23 protein-coding genes and 1 tRNA gene are annotated in these 21,145 nt (G+C 65.3%); 11 read left to right on the top strand and 13 right to left on the bottom strand.

Annotation, left to right across the window (positions count from 1 at the left end; all coding sequences use genetic code 11):
* Positions 1–35 precede the first annotated feature (35 nt).
* From mscL to MTX23_RS03455, 10 genes are all read right to left on the bottom strand, one after another.
* Positions 36–455, bottom strand: coding sequence for a large conductance mechanosensitive channel protein MscL (gene mscL, locus MTX23_RS03500; protein WP_280975250.1), 420 nt, complete (start codon positions 453–455; stop codon positions 36–38).
* Positions 456–521: 66 nt separating this feature from the next.
* Entirely contained in the window at positions 522–785 is a 264-nt protein-coding gene (locus MTX23_RS03495) for a hypothetical protein (RefSeq protein WP_280975249.1), read from the bottom strand.
* A gap of 97 nt (positions 786–882) precedes the next feature.
* Positions 883–1,107 (bottom strand): hypothetical protein, encoded by a 225-nt coding sequence (locus MTX23_RS03490; RefSeq protein ID WP_280975248.1) that lies wholly within the window; start codon positions 1,105–1,107, stop codon positions 883–885.
* A gap of 186 nt (positions 1,108–1,293) precedes the next feature.
* On the bottom strand, positions 1,294–1,716 hold the full coding sequence (locus MTX23_RS03485; RefSeq protein ID WP_280975247.1) for a DUF3597 domain-containing protein: 423 nt from the start codon (positions 1,714–1,716) through the stop codon (positions 1,294–1,296).
* Between the two features lie 320 nt (positions 1,717–2,036).
* Positions 2,037–2,537 (bottom strand): Rab family GTPase, encoded by a 501-nt coding sequence (locus MTX23_RS03480; protein ID WP_280975246.1) that lies wholly within the window; start codon positions 2,535–2,537, stop codon positions 2,037–2,039.
* Positions 2,537–4,288, bottom strand: coding sequence for an OmpA family protein (locus tag MTX23_RS03475; RefSeq protein WP_280975244.1), 1,752 nt, complete (start codon positions 4,286–4,288; stop codon positions 2,537–2,539). The genes MTX23_RS03480 and MTX23_RS03475 overlap by 1 nt, the downstream gene beginning before the upstream one ends.
* Position 4,289: 1 nt before the next feature.
* Entirely contained in the window at positions 4,290–4,655 is a 366-nt protein-coding gene (locus tag MTX23_RS03470) for a hypothetical protein (RefSeq protein ID WP_280975243.1), read from the bottom strand.
* Positions 4,656–4,815: 160 nt separating this feature from the next.
* Positions 4,816–5,448 carry a response regulator transcription factor gene (locus MTX23_RS03465; protein ID WP_280975242.1) on the bottom strand — a complete coding sequence of 211 codons (633 nt, stop codon included), beginning with the start codon at positions 5,446–5,448 and terminating at the stop codon, positions 4,816–4,818.
* A gap of 82 nt (positions 5,449–5,530) precedes the next feature.
* Positions 5,531–6,601, bottom strand: coding sequence for a histidine kinase (locus MTX23_RS03460; RefSeq protein ID WP_280975241.1), 1,071 nt, complete (start codon positions 6,599–6,601; stop codon positions 5,531–5,533).
* Between the two features lie 12 nt (positions 6,602–6,613).
* Positions 6,614–6,874 carry a hypothetical protein gene (locus tag MTX23_RS03455; protein WP_280975240.1) on the bottom strand — a complete coding sequence of 87 codons (261 nt, stop codon included), beginning with the start codon at positions 6,872–6,874 and terminating at the stop codon, positions 6,614–6,616.
* Positions 6,875–6,887: 13 nt separating this feature from the next.
* On the opposite strand from MTX23_RS03455, the gene MTX23_RS03450 reads away from it, so the two are divergent.
* The 11 genes from MTX23_RS03450 to MTX23_RS03400 all read left to right on the top strand — a co-directional run bounded on the left by MTX23_RS03450 (position 6,888) and on the right by MTX23_RS03400 (position 18,218).
* Positions 6,888–7,238 (top strand): hypothetical protein, encoded by a 351-nt coding sequence (locus MTX23_RS03450; protein WP_280975239.1) that lies wholly within the window; start codon positions 6,888–6,890, stop codon positions 7,236–7,238.
* Between the two features lie 119 nt (positions 7,239–7,357).
* The gene (locus tag MTX23_RS03445; protein WP_280975238.1) at positions 7,358–7,984 is read left to right on the top strand and encodes a hypothetical protein; all 627 of its coding nucleotides are present in this window, start codon (positions 7,358–7,360) and stop codon (positions 7,982–7,984) included.
* 361 nt (positions 7,985–8,345) lie between these two features.
* Positions 8,346–8,798 (top strand): MarR family transcriptional regulator, encoded by a 453-nt coding sequence (locus tag MTX23_RS03440; RefSeq protein ID WP_280975237.1) that lies wholly within the window; start codon positions 8,346–8,348, stop codon positions 8,796–8,798.
* Between the two features lie 123 nt (positions 8,799–8,921).
* Positions 8,922–9,089, top strand: a complete 168-nt coding sequence (locus MTX23_RS03435) for a hypothetical protein (RefSeq protein WP_280975236.1) — start codon at positions 8,922–8,924, stop codon at positions 9,087–9,089.
* Positions 9,086–10,324 carry an MFS transporter gene (locus tag MTX23_RS03430; protein ID WP_280975235.1) on the top strand — a complete coding sequence of 413 codons (1,239 nt, stop codon included), beginning with the start codon at positions 9,086–9,088 and terminating at the stop codon, positions 10,322–10,324. Before MTX23_RS03435 ends, MTX23_RS03430 begins: the two co-directional genes overlap by 4 nt.
* 360 nt (positions 10,325–10,684) lie before the next feature.
* Complete coding sequence (locus MTX23_RS03425; RefSeq protein ID WP_280977965.1) at positions 10,685–11,392, top strand: TetR/AcrR family transcriptional regulator; 708 nt, start codon at positions 10,685–10,687, stop codon at positions 11,390–11,392.
* Between the two features lie 20 nt (positions 11,393–11,412).
* On the top strand, positions 11,413–12,384 hold the full coding sequence (locus MTX23_RS03420; RefSeq protein ID WP_280975234.1) for an ABC transporter permease: 972 nt from the start codon (positions 11,413–11,415) through the stop codon (positions 12,382–12,384).
* Positions 12,385–12,419: 35 nt separating this feature from the next.
* Complete coding sequence (locus tag MTX23_RS03415) at positions 12,420–13,436, top strand: sugar ABC transporter substrate-binding protein (protein ID WP_280975233.1); 1,017 nt, start codon at positions 12,420–12,422, stop codon at positions 13,434–13,436.
* A 71-nt stretch (positions 13,437–13,507) separates the two neighbouring features.
* Positions 13,508–15,631, top strand: coding sequence for an SMP-30/gluconolactonase/LRE family protein (locus MTX23_RS03410; RefSeq protein WP_280975232.1), 2,124 nt, complete (start codon positions 13,508–13,510; stop codon positions 15,629–15,631).
* On the top strand, positions 15,628–16,725 hold the full coding sequence (locus MTX23_RS03405; RefSeq protein WP_280975231.1) for a hypothetical protein: 1,098 nt from the start codon (positions 15,628–15,630) through the stop codon (positions 16,723–16,725). Before MTX23_RS03410 ends, MTX23_RS03405 begins: the two co-directional genes overlap by 4 nt.
* Positions 16,722–18,218, top strand: coding sequence for a sugar ABC transporter ATP-binding protein (locus MTX23_RS03400; protein ID WP_280975230.1), 1,497 nt, complete (start codon positions 16,722–16,724; stop codon positions 18,216–18,218). The genes MTX23_RS03405 and MTX23_RS03400 overlap by 4 nt, the downstream gene beginning before the upstream one ends.
* A gap of 151 nt (positions 18,219–18,369) precedes the next feature.
* Here the strand turns inward: MTX23_RS03400 and MTX23_RS03395 are convergent, their stop codons facing one another.
* From MTX23_RS03395 to MTX23_RS03385, 3 genes are all read right to left on the bottom strand, one after another.
* Positions 18,370–18,813, bottom strand: coding sequence for a hypothetical protein (locus MTX23_RS03395; protein ID WP_280975229.1), 444 nt, complete (start codon positions 18,811–18,813; stop codon positions 18,370–18,372).
* A 246-nt stretch (positions 18,814–19,059) separates the two neighbouring features.
* Positions 19,060–19,136 (bottom strand) — tRNA-Arg (locus tag MTX23_RS03390).
* Between the two features lie 267 nt (positions 19,137–19,403).
* Positions 19,404–20,876 (bottom strand): HAMP domain-containing sensor histidine kinase, encoded by a 1,473-nt coding sequence (locus MTX23_RS03385; RefSeq protein ID WP_280975228.1) that lies wholly within the window; start codon positions 20,874–20,876, stop codon positions 19,404–19,406.
* Positions 20,877–21,145 lie beyond the last annotated feature (269 nt).

The raw sequence follows: 21,145 nt of genomic DNA, 5'->3' as shown, positions 1-21,145 counted from the left end.
GCTGGACGGTTGAGAGAATGCCCCGATCGCAAGTGCTACGCACGCGCCTTCAGGAGATCGCGGATCTCGGTCAGCAGCTCCTGATCCCGGGTCGGCTTCGGCGGCTCGGCCGGCGCCGGGGGCGCCTCGCGCTTGAGCTGGTTCATCAGGCGCACCACGATGAAGAGCACGAACGCGACGATGAGGAAATTCAGCGTCAGCGTCAGGAAGTTGCCCCAGGCGAGCACCGCGCCCTGCTTCTTGGCATCCGCCAGGTTGGTCGCGGTCACCGACTTCGACAGCGCGGTGAAGTAGTTCGAGAAGTCGAGACCACCGGTGATCGCGCCGATGATCGGCATGATGATGTCGGCCACCATCGAGCTGACGATGGCGCCGAAGGCCGCGCCGATGATCACGCCGACGGCGAGATCGACGACGTTGCCCTTCATGGCGAATTCCCTGAATTCCTTCAGCATGTGATCTCCTCCGAAAGCTGGATGCTGGTGCGACTGTGACGTTCATGTCGCAACGGGATGGCTGGACTATTTGTGGTCAGTCGACCCGGCCGGTGCGGCGGCGGACCGGGCGGGTGCCGCGGGCTCCCACGGCGCAGGCAGGATGACGCGGGCCGGCGGCGGAATCTGCGCGGTGCGCTGGACATTCGCGTCCGGCTGCCGCGGCCCGCCGCGCGCGTTGTCAGCATGCGCGATCGTCGCATAGGCAGCGAGTGCCAGAGCGAGCAATACGATTCCGATCGCGCCGGCACACCACGGGTTGTTCATCGTGGCGACATGACGTTGAGCCATGGCAACTGTTCCTCACGCAATGAAAGCTGGACTCGGGCGAGGCGCGCGCGTGCAGCGGTTCGCGGCAAGGCGCTACGCCTCGAGACTTCCCGCAGGGCTATCGGTGGTGATGCCGCAGGTATTCGTGCAGCGAGCTCGAGCCCGTCTCCTTGAGAAGGCTCTTGAGCATCATGTCCTTCCGGCGTCCTTCGGCGAAACTCTCGCCGTATTTCTTGCGCAGCGCGGCGACCGTGGTGTTGCCGTGCTTCCGCTCGATCCTGCCGTTCTTGTCGCGATGACGGCCATCGAGGCTCTTGCCTGTCTTTGCGCGTGCCTTTGCCATTTCCCGCTCTCCCGTGTCATTGCAAAATGCGTGCGAAGCGTCTCGTCTGGCGCAAGCGCGCCTCGCACGGGTTCCATGCAGATCACCGAGGCGCGACGGGATCAGGATGGATCGTGATCGCGCCTCGGCTCCTTGTTCGAGCATGAATGTTCCGGAAAACCGCGACGTGCGTACTCCGGAACAGCTTCAAACCTTCATGTCGCTCGGAAGCTTGCCGCCGTTGGCGGCAAGCTTGGCCATCACCTGCTGGTGCAGCCAGACATTCATGGCGGCGGAGTTGTTGGTGTCGCCGGTATAGTTCAATTCCTTGGCGAGCTCCTTGCGCGCGGCCAGGCTGCTGTCGAGACCGAGCGCCTTCATCAGGTCGACGATCGAGGTCCGCCAGTCGAGCCGCTCGCCCGTGGCGGCCGCGGCCTTGTCGACGATCGCGGCGACGTCCACCGTTTGCGGCACTGAGGCGCCGGGCGCGTCGGGCGCGGTTGAGGCGGCCGGCGACGCAGCGGGTGCGGCAGTCGTTGCTGTTGCCGCCACCGTTGCCGTCGGAGGCGTCTGGGCCTGGGCCGAACCGTGGCCGAAGATTGCACCCATGATGCTTCCAAAAATGCTCATGATCTTTCACTCCGTTCGCCGGAGACCCCATCGGTCTCGTGCCTGGATCGCGTGACGGGGCAGACGATAGGCAGCCCGCCAAACCGGCGGAAGATGACCTTCGTCACTTTCGGAGGGACGAGCGACGTGGTGCAAGTCGGCGGTCAAGCGTGCGGCGACGAAGCAAGCCGCATGTCGCGACGCCATTCATCGCACGCCCCACGTGCGATGAAGTCAGCCGTCCCGGCCCGATTCGCCAGCCCCGAGAAGTCGGGGCGGCTGACACGGTCGCGCGCTTCGCGTGAAGCCGGTTGCGACTGCCAAATGACTTGACGCTGGGACTAGAACTGGCGGCGCCGAATGGTCTGGGCGAGCTCGGCGAAGCTTTCCGCGATCCCCGCGCCGGTCTTTGCGCTCACCGATTTGACGCTCGATCTTGCGAGCTCGCTGATCGCGCCTGCGCTGCCCGCGGCTTCCGGAAGGTCGATCTTGTTCAGCAGCGCCCTGTAGGGCCTGCCCGGAAACCTGGCCTCGAAGCCACGGACCAGCTCGACCATGCGCGTGACCGTCTGCGGCCGCGTGACATCGGACACGATGATCGCGGCGGAGGCGCCGGTGACGTAGACGGTGTCGAAAATCTGCGTGCCGAAATCGCCGTCAGTGTCCCACAACACCAACCGCATCGGCTCGCCGCCGTCGGCGGGCGCGACGTCGTGGCTCAGAATCTCGACGCCGAGCGTCGACTTGTATTGTCCCTCGAACCGGTCGTAGACGAGCCGGTAGAGGATCGACGTCTTGCCGACCCCCATATCGCCGAGCAGCATCACCTTCGCGGTAAGCATCAGTGCGCCGCTTCGGCTCGATAGACGTTTTCGAACGACACCCGGCGGTTGCCGCCGACCGTCGCGTCGATCCGGTCGGTGATCGGCATGGTCGCCGCGCGCGACACCAGCATCAGCCGTGCCGGATCGATCCCGAGCGCGGTCAGTCTCCGCGCCACCTGCTCGGCCCGCTTGCGCGCGAGCGTCCTGTTGGTGCCCTCCGTGCCGCTCTGGTCCGCGTATCCGACGATGCGAACCCTGAGGTCGTTGTTCGCCAGCAATCCGGCGAGCTGGCGGATCTGCTGCTCGGCCTGATCGATGTTGAGGAATCCGTCGGAATTGTTCGCAAAGAAGACCGCCGTCGAGGCGATGAAGCGATCGAGCCGCGCCGCCGGACTGTCGACGACCGATTGCAGCGCGGCGTACTGCTCACCCAGTTTGGCGTACTGATCGGCGAGCTTGTCATATTGCGCGGTCAGCGCCGCGGATCTCCGGTCGCCGGACTTCGACTGCTCGGTCATCGCCGCGCGCATCTGGTCGACGCTCGCCTGCAGGCGCGCCAAGCTCTGCTGCAGGCTGCTTATCCCGGCCTGCGATGCCGCCAATTGCTCCGGCGCGGACACCAGGCCGATCCGGTCGACGACCCGGTACGGCGATGCGGCCGCCGCGAGCGCATCGATCAGAGGCGCGGTCTCGAGCTGGCTCGGCTCGATGCCCGAGACCGCGACGCTTTGGCTGTGATGATCGAAGTCGAGCCGAAGCGGGAACGTGGTCAGCAACGGCTGCTTCGCGGCAAGCTGCTCCAGCGCCGCATGGGTGCGCCGCTCCAGCAGGCTTCGCGTCACTGATACCGCCGCGAACCAGACCAGCACGGCAGCCGCGGCCGCAAGTAAGCCGAACAGGATGACCTTGCCGCGCCGGCCCGTTGCCTTGCGCGGCGTGTCATCGGTCTCGATCGATGCCGCCAGCGATGCGAGCATCGGGGCATCGCACTTCGCGCCGCGGTCGATGCGCTCGATCGAATCGAAGAACAGCGAATTGATCCGGGCATTGTCGGCGGGGCGCAGCGGGCCGAGACACTCCGCCGCGAGGATGAAACGGGGCGAGGCACGCAGCGCGATCTGCCGTCCGCCGAAATCGAGCGTCTGCAGATTGCCTTCGCCGGCCAGCGCCTGCACGGAAAACTCCAGGATCGCCGCGACCATCGCGCTGAGCAGGTCGGCGCGTTCGTCGGGCGTTTCGTCGCGCTTCCAGTCCGCAACCAGGCGCCCGTTGCCGCGCTCGATGATCAGCAGCCGGTTTACCCGCGGCGGATTGTCGGCCAGCACGAACTCGCTGATCGGACGCCCCGTGACCAGCGACTTGATGCGTCCCATCCAGAGCTGGGTGGAGGTCAGCGCATTGATGCGTTGCTCGAGCGAGGCGACCAATTCCCTGAACGAATTCGCCACCGCGGCGCTGACCAGCCGGCCGACGATCGGATACAGCGCCTCGACCATCAGCTCGCGCGAATTCCTGATCTCGCTCCTGATCGCGGAGACCACCGTGGGCGCGATCGCGTTGGCGAGTTCGCGCGGCCGATTGACCTCGGCGCGCTCGAGGGCCGCGACCAGGATGTCGGCGGTTGCGGCCTCAAGGCGATCGGCGGAGCCGACATATTGCTGCAGCGACGTAAGGTCGGCTTCCAGCGACTGCAGGCGCGTCGCCTCGGGCTGAAACAGCAATGTCTTGAGCTGCTCGATCTCGCGATTCTGGCCGGCAGCAGCTGCCATGCTATTTTCCCGTGCGGCCGGATCCCAATCCGCTGATGGCTGCGCCGAGCTGCGAGATGGCCGCACCGATATCCTTCAGCGAGTCGAGCCGCTTCTGCTCGGTGTCGCGCTCGAGGTCGGAGACCCGCGCCTGAACGGCGGCGATCTCGTTGGCGAAGTCCGCCTGCATCTGCTTCAGCGATGCCTGCATCTCCTCGCGCAGGCCGGCCAGATTGCTTTCGATCGAGCGCTGCGCGCCGCCGAACAGGAGATCACGGACCTGATCGATCGTCGCTGTGGCATGCGCTGCCGCATCCGCGCCGTTTCCCGCGGCCGCGGCATTGGCGGCTGCATCCGTATCCTTGATCTGGCGCTCGCTGCCCTTCATGGTCGTAATCCTGCTCGTCCGAAGCTACGCAAAACCCGGCTTTGCCGCAAAAAGCAAATCCAGAACAATCCTATAGCCAATTTCGTCGGCCCGGCACAGAGCAAGGCGAGCAATCAGAAGGGGATGAAGCCGAACAGCGTGCGATCGCGAGCAATTATTTCTAATAAGTTATTGCCTTTATTGCGAGTTCTGTACGGTTCTTGACCTGGCATTTTTCCAGAATAGTGCTGACGTAGTTCTTCACGGTTCCCTCGGCCAGGTGTAGCCGCTCGCCGATCTCGGTGTTGCTCTTGCCTTCGACGATCAGCGTGAGAATTTCATTCTCCCGCGCCGTCAGCCCGTCGCGAACCGGCAGCTTCGCCGACAGGCGCGGGCCGCGCAGCCGCTTGAATTCGTCGAGAATACGCGCGGCCACGCCCGGTGACAGCCCGGACTGGCCGTTCATCACAGCGCGGATCGTGCCTGCGATCTCCTCCATCCTGGCGTCCTTCAATAGATACGCCTTCGCGCCCGCGCTCACGGCCTCGAAGATCAGATCGTTGGTCTCGAATGTCGTCAGGACGACGATATGGGTCTGCGGAAGCTCGCGCAGGATCCGCTGGGTCGCTGCGATGCCACCGACGCGCGGCATCTGCAGATCCATCAGAATGACGTCGGGCCGGTATCGCCGCGCAAACTCGATAGCCTGCTCGCCGTCGGCCGCGCCGGGAAGCAAATCGAAATCGTCGTTCTGTTGGGCAAGGAGCGTCGCGATCCCTTCGCGGATCAATGCCTGGTCCTCGGCGATCAGCACCCGCACCTTCTCGATCTTGCTCACGGGCGATTCCATCTTTCTCTCGAAAGCCTCATGATCCTGAATGCCGCAGCTCGGCTGCTCACTCGGCCAGCACGCCCGCAGACGCCGCCGGCGGCACTCCCACGGGCAGCGATATCCGGACCAGTGTACCCCGCCCCGGCGCACTTTCCACCGCGCAGTCTCCGCCAACGAGTTCAGCAAATTCGGCCATTCCAATCAATCCGAAATGTCCAGGCTTCGGCACCGCCGGATCAAAGCCGCGCCCGTCGTCACGAATCTCCACGATCAGCTTCCGGCCGACCGCGGCCGGCTCCTCGAACGCACGAAACGAGACATGACGCGCCTTCGCATGCGCCTGGACATTGCGCAGTGCCTCGCTGAGGATGCGTTGCACGGTCAAGGCGCAATCGCGCAATCCGCCGCGCGCCCTGTCGTCGATGTGGGTCGTGACCGCGATCCCGCTGCGGTCCGCGAAGTCGGTCAGCAATCCTTCAACGTCCAGATCGAGCTCGAGATCGTCGGGCGTGCGCAGGCGGGCGATCGCCTCGCGGGCGCGCGCGAGTCCGCTCGCCGCCGCATCTTCCGCCGTCGCAAGTCCGTCCGCCGCGCGCGCGGGATCGGTCGACAGATAATGCCTGACAAGCCTGATCTGGGTCAGCAGCGCCACGATCGAGTGCACGAGCGTATCGTGCAGGTCGCGCGCCAGGCGAAGGCGGGTGCGCGCGAGCGAGGCGAAGCGCACCTCCGCGCTCGCCGCCTCGAGCTGCTGCTCCATCAGGCGGCGGGCGCGGCGCTCGCTGCCGAGCAGCGTTTCGACCTGACGCGCCGCGAAGTCCGGCATCGCGATGAGGAAGTAGTGCGACTGCTCGCCATTCCACAGCACCACGGCCGTCACCGGTTGCGCCATCCCCGGCGATGCGCCGCGAACGCCGGCAAGCGCGATGGTGTCGCGCTCTCCCGCGGCGAGCGACGCCAATTCGGATTCCATTCCGACCAGCAGCATGCATTCGCAGCAATCGGTGCCTACAGCGGGAAGCCATTCGACGAGGCGTCCGATCTTCCGCACCATCTTTCGGTCGGCGCCGATAATGGCGAGGCCGATGACGTCGGCTTCTGCGGCCGGAAGCAAGTCCGCACTCAGGTCGATCATTCGTTGCCCAAATCAGCTCAGCGAGCCGCCCACTTTGGCGTAAGCCCGCGGCGGCCGCAAACGAATATGACTTTCGTCACGACCGATCCTGACTTTCGTCAGATGCCGCTGCCGCCCGAAATGCGGTTTCTGGTTCGTGAAATCGTGCAAGCCGCGGTGTGCCACATGCGGGTGCACGTGGCGATGCCAGCCGGGCCGCGCCTCACGCAGGCCGCGCCATTCGACCGGAGTGAGCTGACGGATGAGGGTCGCGCCACGAAAATCGTCGCGCACGGAGCCGCGCAGTTTGGGCGACTCGGCCAAGCCCGCAAAGCGGCGCCGCCTGAGCGCGACGCAGAAGGCGGCGCTGCACGGAGCCCTCGCCGGCCGTCTGCAGCTCTATCCGCGCGGATATGCCGCAAGCAAGACCGGACCATTCCACTCGCGACGCGCCGTGCTCGGGCTTGCGCGCGCAGGCCTGATCAAGATCAGCGCGACGATGCGCTACGCCTCGGCAACCAGGCGCGCGCGCGAGATCTTCCTGGGCACAATGGCCGGTGGAGCGGGTGAGCAGGCTGGGCCGCAGGTTGCGAAACATCGTGCCGGCGACCACTTTGATGGGGCTGCCGCTTCCGGCAGCCGAGCCACGGGCGAATAGAGCGCCGGCCGGGCCATTGTCTGCCCCTCGCCGGCGGTGAATGGTAGAAAGGCCCGGAACGCAGGGCAGCCGTCGCCGTTAAGTTGCGCGACCACGGCTGCAACAGACAACGAGGATGCATGCTCGCGCTCTGGATCATTGGGTTGGCGTTCGTCGGCAGCGGCCTCGCCGCGGTCCTGTTCGGCGTCAGCGCACTCGAAACGCCGTTCGGGAGCGCGCTGTTCGGCAGCGGGCTGATCTTCGTTGCCTCGGGGGTCGTGATCTCGGCTCTGGGCCTCGTGGTCCGGAAACTCGACCGGTTGCGGGAGGCGATCGAGACACGCGCGGAGCTGCCACTTGCTGAACCGACCGAAACCGTTCCAGCCATCGCCACCGCGACAGTGGAACGTCCGTCTCCGCTTCGATCGCGCGACGCGAAACGGCAGGCGGCGCAGGATGCCCGCGCAGCGGAAGACGCCGTCGCACCGCAAGAGCCGGCGCATCCGTTGATCGGCCGGTCGTCACGGCCTGGACGGTCCTCGTTGCCCGCGCGCCGAACGCCGGCGAGCGAGGCGCGGCAGGCACCCCCGGTCGTTCACTCCGGCACCGTCAACAACATGGACTATCAGCTGCGCGCCGACGGGACCATCGTCGCGATGTTGCCGGGGCGAAAGCTGGAATTCGCATCGATCGACGAGCTGCGAGCCCGTCTCGCCGCCCTTCCGGACGACGACGAGGACACATCCGCCGGCCAGCGTTCGGCCTGAACGCCGGCACGCCGTCTGACTGGAGCACGGCTCTCCCAGTCCACCATCTATTCGCGAAATCCCACCGACATGCGCAAGTAGGTGCCGATCGGCCTTGCCATCCTGCCGCTCGCGCTGCTCTGGTAACGCATTCGCTGCCCGCTCAGCACACACCATAGCTCGTCGAAGTTTGCACTGTGACTTCGGATGGGGGGCCGCTGCGCCTGCCCCGCCGTCGCATGACCTCGTCCCCGGTAGGACGGCGGTCCGCTTGCACGGCGTTGACCGCGACCGGAGCTGCCCGCAACGAGCAGATCAGCTCTGCAGCTAAACTGCACAGAAAATCTTTACAGATTACCTGTATATATCTATCTCCATCGGCATGAACAATTCATCGGAGTCCCTCCGGCAAGCGCGCGTCTCGGCGCTGGCTGAGGACCTGCGCCTGCTGATCGGAAGACTGAAGCGCCGGCTGCGCGAACAGAGCGATCGCGGAGACCTGCCGCCCTCCCAGGTGGCGGTCCTGCTTCGGCTCGAGAAAGACGGGCCCGCGACCGTATCGAGCCTGGCGCGATCCGAAGGGATGCGTCCGCAATCGATGAGCTCGGCGGTCGCCGCGCTCGAGGCGGCAGGCCTCGTCACCGGCAGGCCTGATCCGGAAGACGGCCGGCAAACCATCATGTCTCTCACCGATACCTGCCGCGACTGGATCCAGGCCGGGCGCGCTGCGCGGCAGGACTGGTTGTCGCGCACCATCACGGCGCGACTGTCGCCGCAGGAGCAGGACGAACTCGCCGCCGCCGTCGGGCTTTTGAAGCGGCTCATCGACGATTGATGCGGGCTTCGCCGCATCGATCGCGCCAAACTTTCGGCCGGCAGAAGGAAATGATCATGGCCCTCACGATGCTCGATCCGCTCACGGCCCTCATCGTTGTCGATCTGCAACTTCGTGTGGGGCTTGTCCAATCTGCTCGTCGGCTATCTCCTGGTCTGCCGCGTCGGCGACTTCGGCCTGCGGACCACGAGCCACGTCGCCGTACTCGACCTTGGCGGACTCCTGATCGGCGTCCTGCTGGCGCGGCGGTTCGGGCGGTTTCACTGCGGCAATGAACCAGAGCGATCATGAGAGGCGTGTTTCGATCACTGCGGAGCTTCAACTACCGGATCTGGGCCGCGGGCGCGCTGGTGTCCAACGTCGGGACCTGGATGCAGCGCGCCGCGCAGGATTGGCTCGTTCTCACCCAGCTTACGAATCATAGCGCGTCCGCCGTCGGCATCGTCATGGCGCTGCAGTTTGGGCCACAGCTTCTGCTGATGCCATGGTCCGGCTTTGCCGCCGATCATTTCAACCAGCGCCGGCTGTTGATGGCCACCCAGGCGACCATGGGCGCGCTCGCACTTATCCTCGGTGTTCTGACCGTCACCGGGCTGGTGCAGCTCTGGCACGTCTACACATTCGCTTTCCTGTTCGGCTGCAGCGCGGCGCTCGATGCCCCGGTGCGCCAGACATTTGTCGCCGAACTGGTGGGTGACCGGGACCTGTCGAACGCGATTGCGCTGAACTCGACCTCGTTCAACGCCGCGCGGATGATCGGACCCGCGGTCGCCGGCCTCATCATCGCTTCCGTCGGCACCGGCTGGGCATTCCTCTTCAACGGCGCGTCGTTCCTTGCGGTGCTGACGTCGCTGTTGCTGCTCCGCAAATCCGAGCTTCGCCCGAATGCGCGCGCCCACCGCGCCAAGGGCAGCGTCACGCAGGGCTTTCACTATGTCTGGTCGCGCCCCGACCTCAGGACGACCCTGGTGATGCTGTTCCTGATCGGCACCTTCGGGCTGAACTTCCCGATATTCATCTCGACCATGGCGGTTGGCGTCTTCCACACCGACGCGCGCGGCTTTGGCCTGCTGTCGTCGATGATGGCCGTCGGCACAATGTCGGGCGCGTTGCTTGCCGCGAGCCGCGACCGGCCGCGCTTCGCCTCGCTGTTGCTCGGCGCCGCGATCTTCGGACTGGGCTGCACGCTGGCGGCGCTGGCGCCGAATTACTGGCTGTTCGCCGCCGCACTCGTCGTGATCGGCGTCGCCGCACTCACCGTCACCAACACCTCGAACGCGCTGATGCAGCTCTCGACCGAACCCGCGATGCGCGGACGGGTGATGGCGCTCCGGCTCGGCGTCGCGCTCGGCGGCACCCCGATCGGCGCCCCGATCGTCGGATGGGTCGCCGATCACCTCGGTCCGCGCTGGGCGCTCGGCGTCGGCGCGGCCGCAGGCTTTGCCGCCGCGCTCGTGGCCATCGCCGCGCTGTCTCAAGGCAAGGTCGACGCCAAGCGCGGCAGCGTGCCTCACGCGGCGGAGTGATCAGTCACTTTTCCGGATCATGCTCCAATAGGCGCAGGACGCCATGCTCGGCTACACGGTCAGCCGCAGGGCGACCTCGGTCGAGCCATCCATCAGCCGGCGCGACACCATCCACGGAGAACCGGTCGTCAACCCCGACCTTGGGACAGAAAACGAGCGAGCGCTCTCTCAGAAAATTTGGTCGCCCCCCTTTTCCGGCGACCAGTCTCTAGGCTAGGAATTATTCAAGAGGCTAGGAATTATTCAAGGGCCAAGAGCCCACGCCCGGACCGACAACCAGACAATAGAGTCCGGGCTACACATTGGGAGGAGGCAACGTTGCGTCTCGCGCGCCAGCGACCGGGGACCAATGCATTCTCGATGGACGTGCTTTGCGCACGCATCCTTGAGCGCCACCGCGATTCCATCAAGGTCCAGAAGCCGCATCTCGCCGTTCCGAACCTCACGCGCATCATCGGCGCCACGCTCACGCTGTCCAACAAGCACGGCTTTCACGCCACCACGCTGCGCCAGCTCGCGGAAGCCTCCGGCCTCAGCATGGGCGGGCTCTACACCTACTTCGACAGCAAGCCGACGCTGCTGTCGATGATCCTCGGCGAGGTCGCCGAGACCGCTTCCGAAGTTCTCACCGCGCCACCCGACGACGTCAAAGGGGATGCCCGCAAGCATCTGCACTGGATCATCGCGACGCATGTCCGGATGAGCGAGGCGATGCAGCCCTGGTTCGTGTTCGCCTTCATGGAGGCGAAGTCGTTTCCACCGGCAGAGCGTCAGCGCGCGAAGGACATGGAGGTCATGACCGAGAAGATCATCGCCAACGTCCTCAAGCAGGGCGTCGCCAGCGGGGTCTTCACGATCGAGCAGGTCACGCTCACGGCGTCGCTGATCAAGCCGCTGCTGCAGGACTGGTACGTCAAGCGCGCGAAGTACCGCACCCGCGGCACCTCGATCGAGGCCTACATCAACGGCGTCGCGACGTTCGTCGACGCGGCCTTGGCGGCACGAAACCGGACCGGCCGCATCGCCGCCGGCTCCCGCTCCAAGCCGAAGCAGATGGCGCACTCATAGCCCGCAGGAAGGACCAGGCAATGAAGCGATTCCGATTTAATCAGCAGGAGATCGTCTTCGCCGTGTTCACCGTGCTCTTCCTCGCGTTCTCGATTTTCCTGCGCGGCTTTCTGACCCCCGAGAACATGCTGACGCTGCTGCAGAACGTCGCCGTGCTCGGTATCCTCGGGCTTGCGATGGCGATCGTCGTGATCGGACGCGGCATCGACATCTCGCTGATCGCAGCGCTCGCGGTGCCGCCGGGGCTCGTGCTGCAGATGGTGCAGGACGGCCACTCGCTGACCGCATCGCTGCTGACCGCCGTGCTGCTCACGATCGCTTTCGGCCTGATCAATGGCTGGCTGATCGCCTACGCCGAAGTCCCATCGCTGTTTGCGACGCTGGCAACCGGCCTGCTGCTCGCCGGGCTCGGCCAGGCCGCGCTGTTTCAGCTCGACGTCGTGCAGTGGAGCGACGGCATGGCCGGGTTCGAGCGGCTCGGGCAAGGCACCATCCTCGGCATCCCCAGTTCGATCGTGATGTTCGCGATCGCCTGCATCGTGGTGGCGTTCCTGCTGCGCCGGACGCGCTGGGGCGCGTACATCTACGCGATCGGCGACAATCCCTACGCCGCCCGCGTCACCGGCATCCCCTCGCGCCCGATCATCGTGCTGCAGTACGTCGTCGCGGCGCTGATCGGCTGCTTCGCCGGTCTCGTGATGGCAGCCTCCGTCAATTCGATGCCGACCCGCATCTTCAACTCGACCCTGATCTACGACGTCATCCTGGTCGTCGTGCTCGGCGGCATCGGGCTCTCCGGCGGCCGCGGCGGCGTGCTCAACGTGATCATCGGAACGCTTCTGATCGGAACGATGCTCAACGGCATGACCATCATGGATATTTCCTATGCCGGTCAGAACCTCATCAAAGGCGTGGTCCTGCTGCTCGCCGTCATCACGGATTCCTTCCTGAATCCGCGCAACGAAGAAACGGCGCAGCAGGGCGACATCTGAGTGGAACGACAACGACACCAACCAAGGAGGAAGCAGTGAAGCGCGTGATCAGGACTGCAAAGATACTCGTTGCCACACTCGGGCTTGCGGCCATCGCCGGACCGGCCCTGGCCCAAAAGGGCCTCGACGAGCCGTTCCAGAAGCCGTTCAAGGAGGCCCTCGCCGGCAAGACGGTGGCTTACGTTCCGGTCGCCATGAACTTCGACCTCACCGAAGGCTGGTATGCCGGCCTGAAGAAGGAGCTCGAGCCCTTCGGCGTGAAGTTCGAGATCCGCGATCCCAACTGGAACACCAATGCCGGCGCCCAGGCGGTGACCTCGCTGATCTCTGAAAAGCCCGCCGTGATGGTGATCCACAATCCGGACGTGCAGACCTATGCCAAGCTGCTGCAGCGCGCCGAGAACGAAGGCATCTACGTCATCCAGATCAACATGGGCTCGGCCTATCGCAGCTCGGCCTTCGTCGGCGCCAACTGGATCGAGATCGGCGAGAAGGACACCGAGGCGGTGGTCAAGGCCTGCCAGGGCAAGTCGAACAAGATCGCCATCGTGCAAGGCGCGCTCTCCGCGGCCGCAAGCGCCTACACGCTCAAGGGCGTCGAGAACGTTCTCGCCAAGCATCCGGAGATCAAGGTGGTTTCGAGCCAGGCCGCCGATTGGGATGCGGCGAAGGCCAAGGCGATCACGCAGACCGTGCTGAAGCAGAATCCCGACCTCTGCGGCATCGTCGGCTTCTGGGACGGCATGGATATCGGCACCGCGGCAGCGGTCAAGGAAGCCGGCCTCACCGGAAAGGTGTTCGTCGCGACTTCCGGCGGCGGCGAGCGCAAGGGCGCCTGTGAACTGGTGAAGTCCGGCGCCTTCGACCTCAACCTGAGCTACGACGTGCCGACGCAGGCGGCGCAGATGGCCGGCACGATCAAGTGGCTGCTGTCGTCGGGCGCCAAGGCCGGCTCGGTCAAGGGCTCGGAATACACGACGCTGATCCCGATCACCAAGGAGAATGCGGACAGCCAGACCGCATGCTGGAATCTCAGCGACCTCAAAAAATAGCCTGATTGGCCCGCAGACGTCCCGGGTGACGCACCCGGGACGTCGTTCTCCAGACTCCAACACCTGCTGGAATGCCGATGCGCGACACCCTGACGAGCCTGCGTTATCGCTATTGGCCGGACCATCTCCTCGGCGAGATCCTGTCCAAGCGATGGACCGAGACCGCAATTCCGGTGATCCTCCTGCTGATCGTCGGCTTCGCGCTGAGCCGCTCCATCGATCATTTCCTGTCGCCGTCGAGCCTTGCCGACACCGCGCGCCAGGCCGGCGAGATCGGCTTCATCGGGCTCGGCATGGCGCTCGTCGTCATCGTCGGCGGCATCGACCTTTCGGTTGGATCGATCTTCGCGCTGACCGATTTCTGCGCGCTCTATCTGCTCGACGTGCTCGGATGGCCGGTGCCGGCGGTGGTGGCCGCGACCCTGCTCTGCGGCGCGCTGCTCGGCGCCGTCAACGGCGTCCTGATCGGTTACCTGCGGCTGCGCGCCTTCATCACCACGCTGATCACCCTGATCATCTACCGGTCGACCTTCGATCTGCTGATCCAGCGTTATTCCAACGACATTGCCGCCGCCTTCCCCGACATCCCGTCCTGGAACTTCATCGGCGGCGGCGACGTGTTCGGCATTCCGAGCGTTGCGCTGGTCTATATCGCGATCGCGATCTTCGGCCATATCTTCATGACGCGGTTGCGCCCGGGCTGGCACATCACCGCGATCGGCGGCTCGCGTCGCTCGGCCTACAATTCCGGCATCCCGGTTCGCCGCACGATCGCGCTCTGCTATGTCGCGAGCGGCGTGCTCACCAGCATCGGCGCGCTATTCTTCGCCGCCCGCCTCGGCACCGTCGGCGGCGACATCGGCGTCGGCCTCGAGGTGATCGTGCTGACGGCTACCGTGCTCGGTGGCATCACGCTCGGCGGCGGCAAGGGCTCGGTCGCCAAATCGCTGGTCGGCGTGCTGATCGTGCTCTTGATCACCAACGGCCTGACGACGCTGAATGCGCGCGGCGGCATCAATCGCATGGCGCTCGCCGGGATCCTGCTGGTGGCCGCGATGGTGGACATCCGCTGGCAGAAGAACCGCACCCGGATCATCAGCAAGGTCTATGTCGCGCCGACCTATCATGCACTTCCGCCGCCTCCGCCTACCGAGATCGGGCAGGGCGGGCCGTTCGAGCAGAACGACAAGCTGCGCGACGTCCAGTTGATCGGCCTCGGCCGCATCGAGGCGCCCGAGGACGTCATCCTCGATCGCAACGACAATCTCTACGCCGGCTCGCGCCACGGCGACATCATCCGCTTCTTCGCCCCCGATTATGAGAGAATGGAGGTGTTCGCCCATATCGGCGGCCAGCCGCTCGGCATGGCCTTCGACCGGCAGGACAACCTCTACGTCTGCATCGGCGGCATGGGGCTGTACCGCATCAAGCCGGACGGCACGGTGGAGAAGGCCACCGACGAAACCAACCGCAGCATGCATTCGGTCAACGACGACAGCCGCCTGCGGCTGGCCGACGACCTCGACATCACCGACGACGGCCTGATCTTCTTCTCCGAAGCGACCGTGCGCTACGAGATGGACGAATGGCCGATCGACGGTCTGGAGGCACGCGGCAACGGCCGCATCATCTGCTACGACACCAAGACCGGCGCCACGCACACGGCGCTGCGTGGCCTGAAATTCCCCAACGGCATCTGCGTTGCCAGCGACGGCCAGTCCATCCTGTTCGCCGAGACGTTCGGCTGCTCGATCAAGCGCTATTGGTTCGCGGGACCGAACAAGGGCAAGGTCGAGGTCGTCATGGACAATTTGCCGGGCTACCCTGATAACATCAACCTCGCCTCCGACGGCAATTACTGGCTGGCGCTGGTCGGCATGCGTAGCCCCTCGCTCGACCTCGCCTGGAAGATGCCCGGCTTCCGCCGCCGCATGGCCAAGCGGGTCCCGGTCGACGAATGGCTGTTCCCGAACATCAACACCGGCTGCGTCGTCAAGTTCAACGAGCAGGGCAAGATCCTCGAATCGTTCTGGGACCTTCGCGGCGAGAACCATCCGATGATCACCTCGATGCGCGAGCATCGCGGCTATCTCTATCTCGGCGGCATCGCCAACAACCGGATCGGCCGCTACAAGCTCGAGAACGCCGACCCGAACTTCGTGCAGTATGACAAGCGCTGGGGGAAGCTGTCGTGATCGCCGCCGTCAGGGAAATCGCCAACCGCTTCCTCGGGCGCGGCGAAGCCACCATCACCGTGCCGTCCTTCGACGGCGCGCTCAAACCGAACCAGAAGCTGGAGGCCGCGACGACCTTGCTGGAATGCGAGGCGCCCGAGGACCTCGCGACCGACGGCCGCAATCTCCATGTCGCGGACGGCCGGCGCCTGCTGCGGCTTGACGGCAGCGCCGCCACGGAAATCCGCAGTTTCGAGCAGCCGATCTCGGCCCTCTGCGCGCTGGCGGATGGCGGCGTCGCGGTTGCGCTCGGTGGACGCGAGGTGCGCCTTTATCGCGATCCCTCCTCAAGCGAACCAAGCGTCAGCTTCAACGACACGACCTTCAACGCGATCAACGCACTGACGCAGGCCAGCGACGGGAGCTTGATTGCGACCGACGGCTCGACGACTTGCAATGTCGACGATTGGGCGCGCGACCTGATGGAGCTGAACCGCAGCGGCCGCGTCTTCCGGCTCGACCCCAAGACCCGATCGGCGACGCTATTGGCGTCCAGGCTCGGTTACGCCTTCGGCGCCTGCGCGCGCGGCGGCGGCGTGCTGGTCAGCGAGAGCTGGCGCCATCGCCTGATCCTGATCAAGAACGGACAAGCGCCGCAGGTCGTGCTCGGCCGCCTGCCGGTCTACCCGTCGCGGCTGTCGAAGGCTGCCGCGGGCGGCTATTGGCTCACGGCGTTCACTGCACGCACCCAACTCGTCGAGTTTGTGCTGCGCGAGCCGGCCTACCGGCGGCGCATGATGGCCGAGATCGATCCGGCCTACTGGGTCGCGCCGCGCCTGCGTTCCGGCTTCTCGTTCAAGGAGCCGATGCAAGGCGCGCACATCAAGACGATGGGCGTCATCAAGCCGTGGGCACCGCCGCGCTCCTACGGGCTCGTCATTCGCCTGAGCGAGGACGGCAAGCCGCTCTACTCGCTGCACAGCCGGGTCGACGGCATCAATCACGGCGTGGTCGCGGCGGTCGAGATGGGCGGAGATCTCGTGCTGATCGCCAAGGGGCCGGGCCGCGTCCTGAAACTGCCGCTGGCCGGCCTTGCGGAGGAGTTCGGCGCATGAACGATACTGTGCTTTCGCTGCGCAAGGCGACCAAGCTCTATGCCGGCGTGCCCGCCATCGAGGACGTCGACTTCGATCTCCGCCGCGGCGAGATCCACGCGCTGGTCGGCGAAAACGGCGCCGGCAAGTCGACGCTGACGAAGGTAATGGCCGGCGTCGTGACGCTGACCTCGGGCACCATGGCGGTCGACGGCGCCGACGTCGCGCCGCGGACGCCACTCGAGGCCCGCAACCTCGGCATCGCCATGGTGTTCCAGGAGAACAGCCTGGTGCCGACCATGACCGTGGCGCAAAACCTCTTCCTCGGGCAGGAGAAGTTCTACAATCGGCTGCGCGGCATCTACATCGCCGCGCAACAGTTCCTGCAATCGCTCAATTTCGACGTGACCCCGACCGCGACCGTGAGCGGGCTCGGTGCGGCCAAGAAGCAGATGGTGGAAATCGCCCGCGCTGTCCTGCACAAGGCCAAGGTCATCATCTTTGACGAGCCGACCGCGACGCTGACGCCCGAGGAGAAGAAGTATTTCTTCGACCTCGTTCGCGACCTGAAGAAGCGCGGCGTCTCGATCATCTTCATCTCGCACGCGCTGGAAGAGGCGCTGCTGCTCGCCGATCGCATCACCGTGCTGCGCGACGGCAAGCACGTCGTCACCGACGATGCCGCGAAGTTCGATCGTGCGGCGATCGTGCAGGCGATGGTGGGACGCGATCTCTCCAACACGCTTTACGGCGCGAAGAAGAAGAGCGTGCGGCCGGCGGGAGCGCGCGTCCTCACGGTGCAGAACCTCAAGATGGCGCCGATGGTGAAGAACAATTCGCTGTCGGTCTTCGCCGGGCAGATCACCGGCGTGTTCGGCCTGGTCGGCGCGGGTCGCACCGAAACCTTCAAGATCGTCTCCGGTGTGCTGAAGCGCGACTTCTTCCACGGCGGCGAGATCCTGCTGCACGACAAGCCGGTGCGCTATCGGGTGCCGGCGCCCGCCGTGAAAGCCGGCATCGCCTATGTGACCGAGGACCGCAAGGTCGAGGGCTTCTTCGAAACCGCCTCGATCGCCCGCAACATCTATCTCGGCCTGCTCTCCAAGTTTCCCAAGGGCCGGATGATCCTGTCGCGGCGCGAGACCAACGCGGCCGGCAAGACCTGGACCGAACGGCTGAAGGTTCGCGCCATCGGCGACGAGGCCAAAGTCGTCGAACTGTCAGGCGGCAACCAGCAGAAGGTCGTGATCGCCAAGTCGCTCGTGCAGGAGCCTGATCTGATCATCTTCGACGAGCCGACGCGCGGCGTCGACGTCGGCGCCATCGTCGAGATCCATGAGCTGATTAACCACCTCGCGGACGAGGGCAAGGCTGTGGTCGTGATCTCGTCCTACCTGCCCGAGATCATGGCCCTCTCCGACCGCATCCTCGTGTCGCGCCAGGGCAAGGTCGTCGAGGAATTCTCCGCGGTCGAGGCGACGGAGGAAAAGATCATGTACGCGGCGATCCATTGAAGGTCCGACCCTCGCGTCAGGAATCGGCACTCTTCGAGCGGCTGGCCAGCCCGCGGAGCGACAACGCGATCAAGGTGAGCACAGCGCAGATCGGAACGCGACTGGATCCCAGAAGCGAATTCTGGCGCACCGCTTAGGTTGCTGTCCCAGCCTATTGCTTCGGGCCGACAGTCCAGGTTTGCTTGAGCCGGGCCGACCTCACCCAACCCGAGACGCTATTGCTAGTCTTGGCATTTGCATACGTCACGGACGACCAGCCATCGCGGGTTTGCGCGTAGATGACGAGTTCATCCTTCGGAACGACGAAGACACCACTGATCGGACAGTGCAGATTCGGCGCCGAATAGATTTGCAGCCGTCTCGTCCCCGTCACCACGCTGGCGAGCGGCGGCGAGAATACCGGGGCGCCCTTGGCGCCCGCATGCGGCTCCTTGCAGCTCGACGGCGTCTGCGCGCGCACGGACGCGCCCAGCGAACCCAGGATCACGGCACTGCAGACGATGCAGGCGAGGATGGCTTTGTCCGACATCATTTCAACTCCTGGACCGCGCTGGCACTGATTACCCGTTGCCATGTGGCGTTTGTCGCCGGCCATGGGACACAGGTTCTGACGATGCGACGAAATTGTCGTGCTGAACAGGGCCCGGCGGCATTGCGGATTTGACCGTGATGCAAGCGGAGGTGGAGGAATGGAGCGGCCGATCGGTCGCGCCGCGTGAGCCGCACGACACGAGCCTTGGTGAAGGCGGTCAACGCCTTGGAAGGCTTCGAGCGGCTCCCGCTCGTGAGACCCGCGGCAGCACTTTGCTCGGAGAGCATCGAAGGATCACCCGATGCAGAATGGCGCGCCCGGAACGATTCGAACGTCCGACCCTCAGATTCGTAGTCTGATGCTCTATCCAGCTGAGCTACGGGCGCATCTTCGCGGCAGGGCTTGAGCCCGTGTGGGGCCGGAAAGGCCCGGATCGTCGCGAAAGAGCGCTCTAGCTACAGGCTCCCGGTCCGGTTGGCAAGGTCTGGCAGGCATGTTCAGGCGCACGATTTGGCGGGAAAAGCCGAAAACACCACCCGAAGCGGACTTTCCAGTCATTCCCGGCACGCGGTCTTGTCCGGAAGCGCCAATATCCGGGATTCCTGGACTGATTTGCCGATCATTCCACCGAATAACGATGAGAGAGCCCCGGCTTACGCCCGCGCCCGCTCGTTCCGCACCGAAAGCAGTTCCACCGGGCGGTCTGGGATCGAGATCCGGAAGGTGGCGCCGATAGTGCCCTCGACCAGATGGATGGCGCCGCCATGGGCGCGGATCAGCTCGGCGGCGATGGCAAGGCCCAGCCCGCTGCCGCCCGGGCGGCCAGAGGTCTGGAACGCCTCGAACAGATGCTCGCGCGCCTTCGCCGGCACGCCAGGGCCGGTGTCGGAGACTTCGATGATCGCCACCGTCCCCTCGCGGCGACCGGTGATGCGGATCTGCATGGTTGAGGCGTCGGGATGGCTCTCCAGCGCCTGCACCGCATTGCGCACCAGATTGAGCAGCACGCGGAACAGCTGGTCCGGATCGGCGTCGATGGTGAGCCCGCGCTCGATCGCGCTGATCCAGGTGATCGAGGCGTCCGTCGCAAGCCCCACGGATTCCCGAACTTCGGCAACCGCCGGCTCGACCAGCATCACGCGGCGGTCGGGCGCCGCCTCCTGCGCGCGCCCATAGGACAGCGTCGACTGGCAGAACGCGATGGCGCGCTCGAGCGAGCGCAGCAGTTTCGGCGCAAAGCGCTGCACCCGCGGATCGGGCACGCTGGCGAGTTGGTCCGACAGCAGCTGCGAGGACGCCAGCAGGTTGCGCAGGTCGTGGTTGATCTTGGAGACGGCAAGTCCGAGCGCGGCGAGCCGGCTCTTCTGATGCAGCATCGAGACGAGGTCGCGCTGCATGTCCGACAGCTCGCGCTCGGCAACGCCGATCTCGTCGCCGCGCTGGCTCGGCACGATGATTCGCGCCGAGCTTTCCGGATTTTCGTGGAAGCCGACCAAGCTCGCGGTCAGCCGTCGCATCGGGCGGACGAACAGGTAGTGGAGCGCGAGATAGACGAGGCCGGCGGTCAGGCCGGCGATCAGCAGCGCGACCACCAGGACGTTGCGCGAGAAGCGGTACATCGCCTGCCGCAGCGGCTTCTCGTCGATCACGACCTCGATGAACTGCGCCTGCCCCGGGGCAGGCCCGACCACGCGGATGGTCTGGTCGCCGTGCTCCAGCATGAGCTCGAAGGCATCGACGATCGCCGACCACACCGTCATGGTGCGCATGTCGACGTCGTGGTCGATCGCCGCCGGCAGGTCGGCGCTGGCGAGCAGGCGGCGCTGCTGGCCCATCTTGATGGCAACGGCGCGAGCGCCGATGCTGGTCAGGATCTGCCGCGCCAGCGAATCCGGCACCATGCCGGAGGGCGCAGCATCCAGCACCAGCGCCGCAGTGTTGGCGGCGGCCAGGCGGTCGTTCAGCCGGTTCATCCGGAAGTTGGCGATCGCCGGCACATAGATCAGGAGCCCGGCGATCATCACCAGGGGGATCGTCAGCAGCAAAAGCTTGCCCGACAGCCCGAGCCGGAGGGACGGCTTGGGCCGCTGCTTCAGCGCGGTTGCCTGATCGTCAGTCACAGCCACAAGAGAAAGCCTTGTTTGGCTCAGGGGCTGGAGGAAGATGCGACCCGGCCCCCAAGCCGGTCAAATTACGGATCGCTAATGTCGGCCGGTTCCGCCGGCACCACAAGGCGCTCCTCACCGTCAAAAACCCCGCAAAAACAGATATATTCGCCGCAATTGCGACGTTTCGAAGAAGGTCTTTTGCGTCACCCTGTGACATTGACGAAAAGGGGGCACTCCCTTATAAGCCGCGCCAACTGTCCGCGATGGCCCGGTTCTTGACCGGGGGC

The sequence above is a fragment of the Bradyrhizobium sp. ISRA436 genome, assembly GCF_029910015.1.
GTDB lineage: Bacteria > Pseudomonadota > Alphaproteobacteria > Rhizobiales > Xanthobacteraceae > Bradyrhizobium.
This window is presented reverse-complemented; position numbering and strand designations above follow the sequence as displayed.

What these genes read in the sequence shown, in the direction of transcription:
- mscL (WP_280975250.1), bottom strand. Translation starts at nt 455, where the DNA reads ATGCTGAAGGAATTCAGGGAATTCGCCATGAAGGGCAACGTCGTCGAT.
- MTX23_RS03495 (WP_280975249.1), bottom strand. Translation starts at nt 785, where the DNA reads ATGGCTCAACGTCATGTCGCCACGATGAACAACCCGTGGTGTGCCGGC.
- MTX23_RS03490 (WP_280975248.1), bottom strand. Translation starts at nt 1,107, where the DNA reads ATGGCAAAGGCACGCGCAAAGACAGGCAAGAGCCTCGATGGCCGTCAT.
- MTX23_RS03485 (WP_280975247.1), bottom strand. Translation starts at nt 1,716, where the DNA reads ATGAGCATTTTTGGAAGCATCATGGGTGCAATCTTCGGCCACGGTTCG.
- MTX23_RS03480 (WP_280975246.1), bottom strand. Translation starts at nt 2,537, where the DNA reads ATGCTTACCGCGAAGGTGATGCTGCTCGGCGATATGGGGGTCGGCAAG.
- MTX23_RS03475 (WP_280975244.1), bottom strand. Translation starts at nt 4,288, where the DNA reads ATGGCAGCTGCTGCCGGCCAGAATCGCGAGATCGAGCAGCTCAAGACA.
- MTX23_RS03470 (WP_280975243.1), bottom strand. Translation starts at nt 4,655, where the DNA reads ATGAAGGGCAGCGAGCGCCAGATCAAGGATACGGATGCAGCCGCCAAT.
- MTX23_RS03460 (WP_280975241.1), bottom strand. Translation starts at nt 6,601, where the DNA reads ATGATCGACCTGAGTGCGGACTTGCTTCCGGCCGCAGAAGCCGACGTC.
- MTX23_RS03445 (WP_280975238.1), top strand. Translation starts at nt 7,358, where the DNA reads ATGCTCGCGCTCTGGATCATTGGGTTGGCGTTCGTCGGCAGCGGCCTC.
- MTX23_RS03440 (WP_280975237.1), top strand. Translation starts at nt 8,346, where the DNA reads ATGAACAATTCATCGGAGTCCCTCCGGCAAGCGCGCGTCTCGGCGCTG.
- MTX23_RS03430 (WP_280975235.1), top strand. Translation starts at nt 9,086, where the DNA reads ATGAGAGGCGTGTTTCGATCACTGCGGAGCTTCAACTACCGGATCTGG.
- MTX23_RS03425 (WP_280977965.1), top strand. Translation starts at nt 10,685, where the DNA reads ATGGACGTGCTTTGCGCACGCATCCTTGAGCGCCACCGCGATTCCATC.
- MTX23_RS03420 (WP_280975234.1), top strand. Translation starts at nt 11,413, where the DNA reads ATGAAGCGATTCCGATTTAATCAGCAGGAGATCGTCTTCGCCGTGTTC.
- MTX23_RS03410 (WP_280975232.1), top strand. Translation starts at nt 13,508, where the DNA reads ATGCCGATGCGCGACACCCTGACGAGCCTGCGTTATCGCTATTGGCCG.
- MTX23_RS03400 (WP_280975230.1), top strand. Translation starts at nt 16,722, where the DNA reads ATGAACGATACTGTGCTTTCGCTGCGCAAGGCGACCAAGCTCTATGCC.
- MTX23_RS03395 (WP_280975229.1), bottom strand. Translation starts at nt 18,813, where the DNA reads ATGGCCGGCGACAAACGCCACATGGCAACGGGTAATCAGTGCCAGCGC.